Source organism: Corynebacterium sp. KPL4015 (assembly GCF_040225725.1).
Lineage (GTDB): Bacteria > Actinomycetota > Actinomycetes > Mycobacteriales > Mycobacteriaceae > Corynebacterium > Corynebacterium rhinophilum.
In genome coordinates this window covers 1-12,276 of the sequence record NZ_JBEHGF010000022.1, presented here as the reverse complement: position 1 = coordinate 12,276, position 12,276 = coordinate 1, and the positions used below count along the sequence as shown (strand labels likewise).

Annotated in this window: 12 protein-coding genes and 4 tRNA genes; 9 read left to right on the top strand and 7 right to left on the bottom strand. The window is 58.0% G+C overall.

Translation table 11 applies throughout. From position 1 onward, the window contains the following. Positions 1 to 18 precede the first annotated feature (18 nt). From dut to dxs, 5 genes are all read left to right on the top strand, one after another. Entirely contained in the window at positions 19 to 492 is a 474-nt protein-coding gene (dut, locus tag ABRP64_RS08670) for a dUTP diphosphatase (protein WP_349866161.1), read from the top strand. Between the two features lie 14 nt (positions 493 to 506). Continuing rightward, positions 507 to 1,478 (top strand): DUF3710 domain-containing protein, encoded by a 972-nt coding sequence (locus ABRP64_RS08665; protein ID WP_284784254.1) that lies wholly within the window; start codon positions 507 to 509, stop codon positions 1,476 to 1,478. A gap of 29 nt (positions 1,479 to 1,507) precedes the next feature. Beyond that, on the top strand, positions 1,508 to 2,215 hold the full coding sequence (locus ABRP64_RS08660; protein WP_284782249.1) for a DUF3159 domain-containing protein: 708 nt from the start codon (positions 1,508 to 1,510) through the stop codon (positions 2,213 to 2,215). After that, positions 2,208 to 3,464: a class I SAM-dependent RNA methyltransferase gene (locus tag ABRP64_RS08655; RefSeq protein ID WP_284784253.1), complete on the top strand. Its 1,257-nt coding sequence runs from the start codon at positions 2,208 to 2,210 to the stop codon at positions 3,462 to 3,464. Before ABRP64_RS08660 ends, ABRP64_RS08655 begins: the two co-directional genes overlap by 8 nt. 106 nt (positions 3,465 to 3,570) lie before the next feature. After that, positions 3,571 to 5,469, top strand: coding sequence for a 1-deoxy-D-xylulose-5-phosphate synthase (dxs, locus tag ABRP64_RS08650; RefSeq protein ID WP_284769686.1), 1,899 nt, complete (start codon positions 3,571 to 3,573; stop codon positions 5,467 to 5,469). Here the strand turns inward: dxs and ABRP64_RS08645 are convergent. Together ABRP64_RS08645 and ABRP64_RS08640 are read right to left on the bottom strand one after the other, a co-directional pair. Further along, complete coding sequence (locus ABRP64_RS08645; protein ID WP_349838349.1) at positions 5,466 to 6,686, bottom strand: HRDC domain-containing protein; 1,221 nt, start codon at positions 6,684 to 6,686, stop codon at positions 5,466 to 5,468. The two genes, dxs and ABRP64_RS08645, sit on opposite strands and share 4 nt — an antisense overlap. Position 6,687: 1 nt before the next feature. Continuing rightward, complete coding sequence (locus tag ABRP64_RS08640) at positions 6,688 to 7,362, bottom strand: DUF3000 domain-containing protein (RefSeq protein WP_284852026.1); 675 nt, start codon at positions 7,360 to 7,362, stop codon at positions 6,688 to 6,690. Between the two features lie 152 nt (positions 7,363 to 7,514). Here ABRP64_RS08640 and hemQ point away from each other — a divergent pair, with 152 nt between their 5' ends. Further along, positions 7,515 to 8,216: a hydrogen peroxide-dependent heme synthase gene (hemQ, locus tag ABRP64_RS08635; protein ID WP_284769689.1), complete on the top strand. Its 702-nt coding sequence runs from the start codon at positions 7,515 to 7,517 to the stop codon at positions 8,214 to 8,216. Between the two features lie 95 nt (positions 8,217 to 8,311). On the opposite strand, the gene msrB is transcribed toward hemQ, so the two are convergent. From msrB to ABRP64_RS08610, 5 genes are all read right to left on the bottom strand, one after another. Next, positions 8,312 to 8,728: a peptide-methionine (R)-S-oxide reductase MsrB gene (gene msrB / locus ABRP64_RS08630; RefSeq protein ID WP_023022629.1), complete on the bottom strand. Its 417-nt coding sequence runs from the start codon at positions 8,726 to 8,728 to the stop codon at positions 8,312 to 8,314. A gap of 10 nt (positions 8,729 to 8,738) precedes the next feature. Next, positions 8,739 to 9,890, bottom strand: coding sequence for a glycosyltransferase family 87 protein (locus ABRP64_RS08625; RefSeq protein WP_284849953.1), 1,152 nt, complete (start codon positions 9,888 to 9,890; stop codon positions 8,739 to 8,741). Positions 9,891 to 9,896: 6 nt separating this feature from the next. Further along, on the bottom strand, positions 9,897 to 10,595 hold the full coding sequence (locus ABRP64_RS08620) for a pyrimidine reductase family protein (protein WP_284849952.1): 699 nt from the start codon (positions 10,593 to 10,595) through the stop codon (positions 9,897 to 9,899). 45 nt (positions 10,596 to 10,640) lie between these two features. Then, positions 10,641 to 11,543, bottom strand: coding sequence for a DMT family transporter (locus tag ABRP64_RS08615; protein WP_284769692.1), 903 nt, complete (start codon positions 11,541 to 11,543; stop codon positions 10,641 to 10,643). 87 nt (positions 11,544 to 11,630) lie between these two features. Beyond that, positions 11,631 to 11,705, bottom strand: a tRNA-Val gene (locus ABRP64_RS08610). A gap of 255 nt (positions 11,706 to 11,960) precedes the next feature. On the opposite strand from ABRP64_RS08610, the gene ABRP64_RS08605 reads away from it, so the two are divergent. The 3 genes from ABRP64_RS08605 to ABRP64_RS08595 all read left to right on the top strand — a co-directional run bounded on the left by ABRP64_RS08605 (position 11,961) and on the right by ABRP64_RS08595 (position 12,276). After that, positions 11,961 to 12,036: transfer RNA gene (locus ABRP64_RS08605), tRNA-Gly, on the top strand. Positions 12,037 to 12,090: 54 nt separating this feature from the next. Continuing rightward, positions 12,091 to 12,162: transfer RNA gene (locus tag ABRP64_RS08600), tRNA-Val, on the top strand. Positions 12,163 to 12,200: 38 nt separating this feature from the next. Further along, a tRNA-Gly gene (locus ABRP64_RS08595) sits at positions 12,201 to 12,276 on the top strand.

The window sequence follows — 12,276 nt, the reverse complement described above, 5'->3', positions numbered from 1 at the left end:
GCAGGTAGGATTGGCTAAGTGACTGATTCGAATTCGCTACCGCAGGAACAAACGCCAGTAGGAGACGTCAAAATCAAGCGCCTCGATAAAGGGCTCCCGATGCCATTTCGGGCGCATCGGGGTGACGCCGGCTCCGATCTTTACGCCGCCGAGGCGCTTACCCTCCAACCTGGCGAACGCGCACTTGTCGGCACCGGTATCGCCATGGCCTTACCGCTCGGCACCGTGGGATTAATCCATCCGCGGTCCGGCTTAGCAGCTAAACACGGGCTGTCCATTGTCAATACGCCGGGTACGGTGGATGCTGACTACCGCGGGGAGATCAAGGTGTGCCTGATTAACCACGATCCCCACACCCCGATCGAGATCGAGCGCGGCATGCGCATCGCTCAACTCGTGGTACAGCGTGTAGAACTAATGGATTTTAGCGAAGTAGAAGACTTGGATGAGACCGACCGCGGTACCGGCGGTTACGGATCAACCGGGGTATAGGAAGGATTAAGCACATGGGTATTTGGCCATTTGGAAAAAAGAAAAACGATGACGGCCGAAAGGAAGAGCCGGAAAACTCTCAGCAATCGCAGCCGCAAGAGCCTGCCGCTGATTCCGCAGGGTCGGCTCCGGCTGACTCGAATTCCCTTGCATCCGTAAAAGATACGGCTGCCGATGCCGCCGCAGCCTCGGGACAGGTGCCAACGGAGTTTGCCCACGACGCCGTGAACGGCGAAACCGGCCCCTTCGATGGCGATTCCGTCAATATCGAAGACTTTGACTTTTCTGATTCATCCATCGGCATCCTTGACCTTGGCTCGATGCGCATTCCGCTGCCAAAGGACTCCCAGGTCCAGGTGGAAATGGGTGAACAAGGCCCTAAGATGCTGCACATTGTCACCAAGGCTGGTCGTATTACTCCCGTTGCCTTCGCAGCTCCGCGCAAGCCCGGTCAGTGGGCAGAATCCGTGGAAGAAATCAAGGAAGGCATGAGCCGCGATGGGCTTTCCGTTACCACCGAGCAAGGTCCCTGGGGGTTGGAAATCGTTGGCAAAAATGACAACGGCCAACTGCGCGTTATTGGTGCCGAGGGCCCGCGGTGGATGCTGCGCTTAACTCTTGCAGCACCTACCGGCCTTGAAGAAGATTTGGCGCAGATCGCGCGCGACGTAGCATCGCGTACCTTTGTCTACCGCGGTGAGGATCCCATTTTGGCGGGCAATGCACTGCCGGTCATCATGCCAAAGCAGCTGGTGGAACAGGTCAAGCAAGCCATGGAAAAGCGCCAGCAGGAACAATCCGGCGCAAATACCCAAGGTCAGCCGGCTCAAGGCCACCCAGAAAACGGGGTAGGCGGCCCCGATCCCGCAGCTGAGGCGGAAGCGGAAAAGCAACTGCGCGATTTGGGCGCGCAGCCACCCGAGGGGGACAATGAATCTCCCGCACATGACAAAGACAAGGGGTCTAACCCCGATACCGATAAGTGAGTAAAGCAGAACGCTACGTGAGTAACTCTTTGCCGGAGCCGCAGGCTCCTCAGCTAAGCGACGACCAGGACCGCGATACTGAACCAACTCTGTTGGAACAAATGGGAGGCCTACCGGGCCTCGTCGCGGCCACGTTGCCCATCGTCGTCCTTATTCCAGTCAATAGCCTCTATGGCCTCACCCCAGCGCTGATCTCCGCGCTGGGTGTGGCGGTAGTGATCGCCATCTGGCGCATCGTTCGCAAACAGACTATTCAGCCGGCTATATCTGGACTTATCGGCGTGGCCATTTGTGCCGCCATCGCCTGGTTTACCGGGGATGCCAAAGGCTACTTCCTATACGGCATTTGGATGTCGCTGGCCTTGTTTATTGCCGCAGCGCTCTCCATCCTTTTCCGGTGGCCGGCCGTAGGCGTTATCTGGAAGGGCTTGAACGGCGATGATATGGCCTGGCAGAAGGTAAAGCTTGCGCGGAGGGCCTATTCCATTGCCACCGCTGGGTGGGCCGTTATCTTCTTAGCGCGGTTTATCATCCAGCGCGCGATTTATGACGCCGGGGAAACTACCGCATTGGGAATCACCAGGATCGTCATGGGCTGGCCCTTGACGCTATTGGTGACGGCATTAACCGTGTGGATGGTGCGCCGCGCAGACGCTGCAGTAGAAGAGGCAGAAAATGTCGGACGTGCCACAAATTCAAATCGCAGTACACAAGAGCTCGAGGCAGAAAATGAATGAGTCCGCACTATCTCGCGGGGACACCGTAGAGGTCACTATTGACCGCATGGCCCATGGTGGACTCGGTATCGGCCACGCCCCGGATGGGCGCGTCGTCTTCGTTCCCCGGGCTTTTCCTGGTGACACGGTTCGCGCAACCGCCGGTAAGGTGAAAAAGTCTTTTATCAAGGGCGAACTCGATAGCATCGTCACCGCAGGGCAGATGCGTGTACCCAGTAGCTGTCCCGCCGCGGAGCTAGGCGCTGGGTGCTGCGATTTTGCTGAGTTGGATCCCGCAGCGGAAATAGACATCAAGATGGATGTCTTCCGCGAACAGCTGCGCCGCAGCGGCATTGAGGGGCTCGAGTCCCTCGCTATTGAGCAACACGAGCTGCCGCCGGTACGGGGCTGGCGGACGAGGGTCCGGTTGGGCGTCGACAAGCAAGGCCGCGCCGGATTGCGGAAGTACCGCTCGAATGAGCTGGTCACGTCCGTCGGTTGTACCCAATTAGCAGATGGCTTGATTGATGGTCTGGTTGGGGATGGCGCGCGGCGTTTTACCCCTGGGGCCGAAATCGTCGCGGTTCTTGATGGCGCCGGTAACCGGCATGTGGTGGAAACGCGCAAGGCCCCGCGAGGCAGGCGAGTGGAGACCATTCGTGAGGTCATCGAGGGCTCTGGCACGGTGGCCGAATACGTCAATGGCTGCGAGTTTTCCTTCCCCGCCACGGCATTTTGGCAAGCGCATGTGGCGGCGCCGGAGATTTATAGCGCTGTGGCAGGGCAGTGGCTGGCCGGCCGGGATTACCAGCACAAGATCGCTTGGGATTTGTACGGCGGCGTTGGACTATTCGCGCCCGCGTTATCAGAAGCCACCGGCGGAAAAGTCATTTCCGTGGACTATTCGCCCGCGGCAACGGCGACTACGCAGCCGGGGTTGCGCGATATCGATATTGCCGTGAAATCCGCCAAGGTAGAACAGGTTGCTGCGCAATTGCCCCAACCAGGTGCCGTGGTGCTCGATCCGCCGCGAACCGGGGCAGGCGAGCAGGTGGTCCGCGCCGTGGCGGAGGCAAAGCCCCAAGCCGTGGTGCATGTGGGATGCGATCCAGCGACCTTTGCCCGCGATCTGTCCCTATGGCAAAGCGCTGGGTATAAGCCCGAGAAAATGGCGCTGGTCAATGCCTTCCCCGGCACCCATCACTTTGAGGTAATCGCTCTTATTACCCCAGATAAGGCGGCGAATAACCCGGCGCAGGACGCTGTTTAATGCGAAAATACCCCGCCTGAATTAAGAAGCCGATATAAAAGAAAATACGGACCACGGGTACGGTGGATAGGAAGAACTAAGCACAGAAGGAGTTGAAGGCCGCTCCATGACTATCTTGGATACCATAAACTCGCCGCAAGACCTGAAGGCACTGCCTGCAGAAAAGTTGGAGGAACTTGCGGCGGATATTCGCCAGCGCCTCATCGATAAGGTATCGGTGACGGGTGGGCACTTGGGGCCCAATTTGGGCGTGGTGGAATTGACCATTGCGCTGCACCGGGTCTTTGATTCCCCGCGCGAGCCCATCATCTTTGATACCTCCCACCAGTCTTATGTGCACAAGATGCTCACTGGCCGCACGGCCCAATTCGATACCCTGCGCCAAAAGGACGGCCTGTCCGGTTATACGGACCGCGGTGAGTCCGAGCATGACTGGACGGAATCCTCGCATGCTTCCGCCTCGCTTTCGACCGTGGATGGGCTGTCCAAGGCCTTTAAGATTCGCGGGGAAGGCCACCGCAATGTCATTGGCATTGTGGGCGATGGCGCCTTGACCGGCGGCATGTGCTGGGAAGCGCTCAATAATATTTCTGAAGATAAAAAGCGCAATGCAGTCATCGTGGTCAATGACAACGGCCGCAGCTATTCGCCCACCATTGGCGGCATTTCTGAAAACCTGGGGCGCATTCGTTCCCAGCATGGCTACGACGAGCTCATGGAGCAGGGCAAGCGCCGCTTAAAATCCATGGGGTGGGTAGGCGAGCGCGCCTTTGATGCGCTCCACGCCATGAAGGAAGGCGTCAAGTCCACCGTCTTGCCCACGGAGATTTTCCCAGAGCTGGGGATTAAATATATTGGCCCTATCTACGGCCATGACATCGATGGCTTGGTGCATGCGCTTTCCTATGCCCGCGATTATGAGGGCCCCATTATCGTGCATGTGGTCACGGAAAAGGGCCACGGATTTGCCCCGGCGGTCAATGAGCCGAAGGACCAGATGCACTCGACGGGTGCTATCGACCCAGTCACCGGTGTTGCCAAGGGCACCAAGCAACCAGGGTGGACGGCCGCATTTTCTGAAGAATTGATTGCGGCGGCGGAAAAGCGTGAGGACATCGTCGCGATTACCGCAGCCATGGCGGGTCCTACGGGGCTAGCTCCCTTCCAGGAACGTTTTCCGGATCGGTTCTTTGATGTGGGCATCGCCGAGCAGCACGCCATGGCCTCTGCCTCTGGTTTGGCTTTGGGCGGCATGCACCCCGTGGTAGCTGTGTATTCCACCTTCCTGAACAGGGCCGTGGACCAGGTGATCATGGATATTGCCTTGCTCAAGCTGCCGGTGACCATCGTGCTGGACCGCGCGGGCGTGACGGGATCTGATGGCGCCTCCCACAACGGAATTTGGGATATGTCCTTAATGAGCATTGTCCCTGGCATGCACATCGCCGCCCCGCGCGATGGTGCGCGCCTGCGCGAGCTCTTCCAGGAATCCCTGGACATTGATTCTGGGCCCTCAGTGGTCCGGTTCCCCAAGGGAAACTTGCTGCCCGATATGGAAGCCGTGGATACGCTTGCCGATGGCGTCGATATCCTCTACTACGGCGAGGCTGACGCCGGTGAGGATACCCCCGAGGTCCTCATCGTCTCTATCGGTGCGATGTCCGCGCGGAGCATCAAGGCAGCGCAAGAGCTGGAGAAACAGGGACTCAACGTCACGGTCATTGACCCGCGATGGGTCGCACCAGTGGCAAGCTCCGTCATCGCTATGGCAGCAGATCACGATTTGGTCGTAACGGTAGAAGATGGACTCATTCGCGGCGGAATTGGATCCATGATTGCTGAGGCCCTCGGCGCCGCAGAGGTGGACACCCCAGTGCGTCGCCTGGGTGTTCCTGGTTACTTCCCCAAGCACGGTTCCCGCGGCGAGGTTTTGGCAGAATTTGGCCTAAGCCCTGAGCTCATTGCTGCATCGATTACCGAGTGGGTAGAAAACCTGACCGCTTAATGCGGCTGGGAAAATAGGCTCGCGATCAATGCCGGGGCAACGAGGTTGACCTGCCACGACCGCGCGCCTTCGCGTTCTAGGAAGGCGGGCACATCTTCAGGCTGGCTGATGGTTCCGCTCCCGCCAATGGCCGCCCACACGGTGGCGCGAAGGGTTGCGGGTCGAAGCAGCAGCTCCTGTGGCAGCCCGAGCTCTTCGGCGATATCCCCAATGGCAGCGCGGATCTCTTGATATTCCTCCCACTGCTGTGGATACTCCCTAGACCACACCGATTTCGAGGGAACGGTTCTTTCCTGGCGAAGCGGGCCCGGGCGCCCGCGCGGTGGAATATTCTGGGACTGCTGCACGGCCAGTAACCAGCGGTGCGCGACGCCCTTGCTCCGCCGTGGAAACCCCTTGATGCGGGTTAACTGCGGCTGCGTGCTGGGCAGGATCCGGGCTATCTCTACTAGTACCTTATTGGGCAGCACGCGCCCGGGCGCGGTATCGGTTCGCCGGCTAATATCATCGCGCAGGTTCCACAAAGACTGCGCCGCGGCGCGCTGCTTCCCATTCTTTAGGCTCGATACTCCCTTGATATCGCGCCAAGAGTGCGGCTGCGGGGCGGTGTCATTCGCGTGCTTGGCGACGATCGCCGCACATTCCTCCACAATCCAGTCCAGCTTTTCTTGTTCGGCCAAGATATCGCGCAGCGTCGTAGCCAATTCTAGTAAGAGCTCGACATCGAGTGCGGCATAAGCGCGCATTTCTTCACTGAGCCGCGGGATGGACCAGTCATCGTCGCCGTGGCCTTTTTCTAGCTGGACATCGAGAAGCTCCGCGATAATGGCGCCCAAATTGGTGCGGTGAAATCCTGCAAACCGGGCGGCTAATTCCGTATCGAAAAGAGTGCCAGGGAAAAGCCCGAGCCATCCAAGAGACGGGAGATCCGAGGGTGCGGCGTGAATGATCCAGTGCTGCCCATTGAGCACCGGAGCAAGCTCCCGGGTCAATTCCGCGCGGTGGCCTTCGGGGGCAAAAAGCATCGTCCCAGCGCCGTGCCGGCGAATCTGGATGAGAAAGGCGCGGTCATCGTACCGGTAGCCTGAGGCGCGTTCGGTATCGATGGCAAAGGACCCAGTGCCCGCCTGCAACCGCGCGGCCGCAGCGGCAAATTCCGCTGGTGTGGATAATACCTTCGGAATACCCTCTTTCGGCTGCTTCCGAAATTCCACCATCTTAACGGCCGAGTTCAGTAACGCCTTCAGGCGGCAGCCCCGCGACGTTGGCTAATACTTGTGCGAAGGCCTGCACGTGCGGTGCTAAATCCAGCCCCTCCGCCGTCCACGATGCGCGCATTTCGATCTGATAAGCGCGCGGGGGACCGCCGATCTCGCCGAAGCGGACCGAGGCGGTGGAGGTAACGGTGCCGCCGACGTTGGTAATCTCCGCGCCTTCTTTTTCCAAGCCTTCGTTGAGCCATTGCCAGGCTACGTCCGGAAGCAGTGGATCTCCTGCCACCGAATCATCCATATCTGCCTGGATATACGCCACCAAGCGCATGGCGCCCTCCCAAGCCTCTTCCGCGCCCGGGTCATGGAGGAGGATGAGGCGCCCGAAGGCATCGCCATCTGAATCGGTGGCGATGATATCCGGCTCCTCTTCCGTGCCCACCTCAAGGCCAATGGCGTGGCTAAAGGGCGCTAATCGCTGCGGTGGGCGAATGGACCCGAGGCTAATTTCTGGGCGAAGAGTGGCCGCGTGCATGGACTCAACCGCCTGAGTAAAAGCCGGCGGCGTCGTTGGCTCCTGTGCCTCGTCATTGCGGCGTAGGGAGGTAAAGGCTGCGCCATCTCCGGAGTTGGCTCCGGCATTCTTACCGGCGCTGGGCGTGCTCGATTCGGAATTACTCACCTTGATAAAGCTATAGTTTCGCTACCTTGAGCTGGCGGAGGCGCGCCGAAAGTGGGAGGTGCACAGGGGGGGGAGGGATGACAATCGGTCTAACTCCAACTTATGATGGATATGTCCGAATATTCGAATAAGCTTCTGCAAAGGAGAAGGCAATGGCGAAGCTCGATTTCAAGGAACTCAACGAGGTACAGCAATACTCCCAACACGCCGTTTTCAAGGTGATTCCCGGCGGGCTGGGCAGCGAGCGCGAGGAGATCGTCTCCCAAGCCCAAGAATTCTTTGCGGAACTAGAAAAGGACAATAAGGTCACTGTCCGCGGCGTTTACGATCTGACCGCGATGCGCGATTCTGCGGACTTCATGATCTGGTGGCACGCCGAGGAATTTTCCGATATCCAGAAAGCCTTTGGCGATTTCCGCCGGGAGACTACCTTGGGCCAGGTGAGCGAAGTAACGTGGATTGGAAATGCCCTGCACCGGCCGGCCGAGTTTAATAAGTCCCACCTGCCTTCCTTCATCATGGGGGAAGAGCCCAAGGAGTGGATTTCCGTCTACCCATTCGTGCGTTCGTATGACTGGTACACGATGGAAGAAGAAAAGCGTCGCCGCATTTTGATGGAGCACGGAATGCAGGCACGCGACTACCCCGATGTGCGCGCCAATACCGTACCGGCATTCGCGCTTGGGGATTATGAGTGGGTCCTTGCCTTTGAAGCCGACGAGCTACACCGCATCGTAGACCTGATGTATAAGATGCGCTATACCGAAGCCCGCCACCACGTGCGTGAGGAAATTCCATTCCACACCGGACGCCGCGTGAAGGACATCGCAGAACTCATCAAGGTTCTGCCCTAAGATTTGAAATAAAAACAGCGCTGGGAGCCCCCCCCCTTAACTGGAGGGAGCTTCCAGCGCTGTCATTCGTTCTCACTGCGCGTGGTAGTGAAATCCTAGTTTTCCTCGATGGGCTTTTCTTCCAGGTTCAAAGAAATAGAGTTAATGCAGTAGCGCAGGTCAGTCGGGGTATCGTAGCCTTCGCCTTCGAATACGTGGCCCAAGTGGGACTCACAGTTGGCGCATAGTACCTCGACGCGGCGCATGCCCAGGGAATTATCTTCCCGCTCGATAATCTTGTCACCGGCTAGCGGGGAGAAGAAGGAAGGCCAACCACAGTGGGAAGCAAACTTCTCGGTGGAACGGAATAGCTCCTCGCCGCAGGCCTTGCAGGAGTAGACACCCTCTGTGGTGGTATCTGTGTATTCGCCCACGTGCGGCGGCTCCGTGCCTGCTTCGCGCAATACGTAATATTCTTCGGGGCTAAGGCGCTTTTGCCAGTCGGCATCAGCAATGAGCTTAAAATCAGTCATGACTTTAAGTTTAATCCTTTATTTGCGTGGCACGCCACCACCCGGCAACGGAGGCGAAGATGATGACGATGAGCAGGCTCCACCCCACGGTGCCGGAGAAAGTGTTCATCCACCGCCCAGCATCCGGGTGCGCTTGCGACGTCCATGTCACTGGGGCCAAGAACAGGAATGCAGCCACCCATGCGCCCACCGAGTGAAAGACCGAGCGCGGTAGGAACACGGTGAAAATTAGCGGGAATAACCACATTGAATAATATTGCTGTCCTAGTGAGGATAAGAAGAAAATCCCGACCATAATCGTGCCACTCGTCGTCAGCGCCCAAAATACCGGTTCGGATTGTCGCCACCGCAGTAGTCCGAGCACCGCGCACCCGACCAAGGCGGCGAAGACTACCCACACCACCCAGTAGAGAACGGGGCCGAATTCCACATAGGCCCGCAATCCCGCCCAGGAGGAATTGGCATAATCGCGGGTCGTGGAAAGATAGGGCACCAGCTTGTCGAAGTAACCGCTAGCACCCGGGACGATCGGCCACGCTAGGACATTGAGAACGACCGGAATCCCGAGGCCCGCGAGGAGGTTGCGCCATTGCAGCTTGACCAAGGGCAAGAAAAGCAGGGGTGCGAATTGGGGCTTAATCAAAATGGCTAGCCCAAGGGCTATGCCGGAGACCCATGCGAGCTGCGGGGTGCGCTCAGACTCTAAGAAAGCCCATAGGAAAAGCGCCATGCAGAATAAGAGCACACCGTTGATATTGGTAAACGCCAAAGTGTTGGTGACTGATTCAGTGGCGAAGGCTAAAGCAATCGAGGTTGGAAAAACCGGCGAGGTGAGCTTTCTTCCCACCACGTGGGTTAGCAGCGCCAGTGCGGCAATGATGGCAAGAGCGTTGACAACGATGAAAAGTCCGCGCGCGAGGCTGAAATCGAGCCACGCTAAAGGCGATAAGAATAGCGTTGCGCCTGGGGTGTAGAGATATAGCGGATCCACATGGTTATAAGCCTGTTCATACACCGGAATACCGTCGACCATGCGCTTAAGCGCGCTATAGACCGTAGTGAAATCATCAGTCAACGTCCCATTGCGCGCGACGATGAAGATGCGCTGAATGACGAGGAGAACGGCAATAGGCCATGCGGCGGCGTTTATTCGAGCAGTCACGACCTTTTAGTCTACGGACTCAGTAGTGCGCGAGTACCGCAGAAACACCGTGCTATCTGTATCGGCGGCAATATTTTCTAGCTGCATTCGGCGGTGGGAGTGCGTGCCATGAAAGGTAGCCACGGGTTTTTCTACGCCGGTGGAAAGGTGGGGATCCAGGGTTAAATACATCTGATCAATCGCATCGATATGCACCAGCTGGCCGAGCATTCCTGGCCCACCTTCGCAGAGGATGCGCTGGAATCCACGCTCCCGCAATACGCGGAGATAGTCCTGCATGGTGCCTTCACCGGCATCGATTACCTCTGCACCTGCTGCCTCGATGGAGCGCTTTCTCGCGGAGACCTCTGCGCTTTGCAACGCGGCGTGGGGGAGAAGGAAGAGCGGGGCAGTGGTGAAGTGCGTTAAGAATTTCGAACCCGGATCAAACTTCAAGCTTTGCGTGGGCACGGCGATGGGGGCGGGCTGTGAATCGGGAGAGTCGCGCTCTACTCCCGCATAATCTTCTGACCTGACTGTCTGCCCGCCAACGAAGACGACGTCCGCCCAGCCGCGCAGGGCCTGAAAAAGCTGTGCATCGGTGTCATTGCCCATGGCCTCTGAAAGATCGTTGATGGTGGCAGAACCGGTGAGGGTAGAAACCATATTGGCCCGCACGGCGGGCAGGTAAGCGGGTTCGGGGCCCAGAAGCGAAGCGATGTCCATGGTCTGCCAGTGTAATGGTTGTGCAGACGTGAATCGTCCCGCTGGCTACACCAGCCGAATAAGCACCACACCGGTCAAAAGGAGGGCAATGCCCAGGACCTGGCGGGACTTAATGGGGGCGCCGCTTACGCGATCAATGATGAGCGAGCCCAGCATCGAGCCAAGCAGGCCGGCAACCACGGTGAGACCGGTACCAATCTGCGGAACGAGGGCGGCGTTGCCGAAGATGAAAAGTGCGCCCAATACACCGCCTATCCACATCCACCACGGGTTTGGTTTTCCTTCCGGGCGCTCGATGCGCGGGCGCCAGCGCAACACGATATTGATGATGACCAAGGCGGTAACGCCGACGGCAAACGATACCAGCGCAGCGCTCACCGGAGATCCCGTCACCTGGCCAAGGTGGCCGTTGATGGCGGATTGGCTGGCTGTAAAACAGCCAAAAATAAATCCGGCTAGCCGCCACAGCCACAGGGCGGTCGCGGAATCTGCATTACTTGTTGCTGCGCTCGGTGTGGCTACCACCGCAATTACGCCGAAAAGTACAATAATGGCGCCGATAGCGCGCACCACCGTTAAAGAAGACTGAGGCGACTCGAAGAGCCCGAAGTGGTCAACAATGAGCCCCATGATGACCTGCCCGGCAATGGGTAAGACCACAGTCTGCACCGCGCCTAGGTGCGGAAAGAGAAGAATATTTCCGGTCAGTGCGACAACACCCAACAAACCGCCGAACCAAATCCAGAGTGGTTCGTCAAAAGCCTGCGCAATACCGTAGTCCCCGCCGGTAACTGTGGTGGCCACGATGAGCAGGGTTATTGTTCCTACGGCGAAGGAGATCATCGAGGAGGAAAACGGGGTGCCGGTGGAGGCGCAAAGACGGGTATTGACCAGCGTTTGTATCGGTAAGACCAGTCCAGCAAGAATTCCCAAAAGTATCCACAACACGGGTGGACACTTTACTCAGTTAAGGCAAAAAGCCCACCTGAATGGGAAAAGCCCACCTAAGCGAAGAAAATAAGCTTAAGTGGGCGGTGGTGGTCCTAACTGGGATTGAACCAGTGACCTTTCCGGTGTGAACGGAACGCTCTCCCACTGAGCTATAGGACCTTGCGGGGGATAAATCTACACCCGGTGCATTCCATTTTCCTAATTGGCTGGATGGCAGGCGTGGAAGGTGGGGTAGACGCGGATATCCAGGGGAGGTTTACTCGTGGGGTAAATGACAACCCTGCAATTCACGGTGCGGAGAAATGCGTGATGTGTGTCGCGCAATAGGGGTGCTGGGCTGGGGATTTGGAAACTGACAGGGAGCACGATAATGTTTGTTCACGCACCGCAAAGCATTAAGCACTGCGGCGCGATGCGGATGTAGCGCAGTTGGTAGCGCATCACCTTGCCAAGGTGAGGGTCGCGAGTTCGAGTCTCGTCATCCGCTCCACGCTTTTCTTGAGGGTATTACACCACAAAGGGAAAGTGGAACTAAATGAATAGCGCGCGATTAGCTCAGTGGGAGAGCGCTTCCCTGACACGGAAGAGGTCACTGGTTCAATCCCAGTATCGCGCACAAGGACTTTGTCCTAGAAACCGGGCCTGGTTTCGCATGCGGATGTAGCGCAGTTGGTAGCGCATCACCTTGCCAAGGTGAGGGTCGCGAGTTCGAGTCTCGTCATCCGCTCCA

Coding starts and splice junctions, on each gene's coding strand:
- ABRP64_RS08655 (WP_284784253.1), top strand. CDS start 2,208: ATGAATGAGTCCGCACTATCTCGCGGGGACACCGTAGAGGTCACTATT.
- msrB (WP_023022629.1), bottom strand. CDS start 8,728: ATGACTGATTTTAAGCTCATTGCTGATGCCGACTGGCAAAAGCGCCTT.
- ABRP64_RS08645 (WP_349838349.1), bottom strand. CDS start 6,686: ATGGTGGAATTTCGGAAGCAGCCGAAAGAGGGTATTCCGAAGGTATTA.
- ABRP64_RS08620 (WP_284849952.1), bottom strand. CDS start 10,595: ATGGACATCGCTTCGCTTCTGGGCCCCGAACCCGCTTACCTGCCCGCC.
- dxs (WP_284769686.1), top strand. CDS start 3,571: ATGACTATCTTGGATACCATAAACTCGCCGCAAGACCTGAAGGCACTG.
- ABRP64_RS08665 (WP_284784254.1), top strand. CDS start 507: ATGGGTATTTGGCCATTTGGAAAAAAGAAAAACGATGACGGCCGAAAG.
- hemQ (WP_284769689.1), top strand. CDS start 7,515: ATGGCGAAGCTCGATTTCAAGGAACTCAACGAGGTACAGCAATACTCC.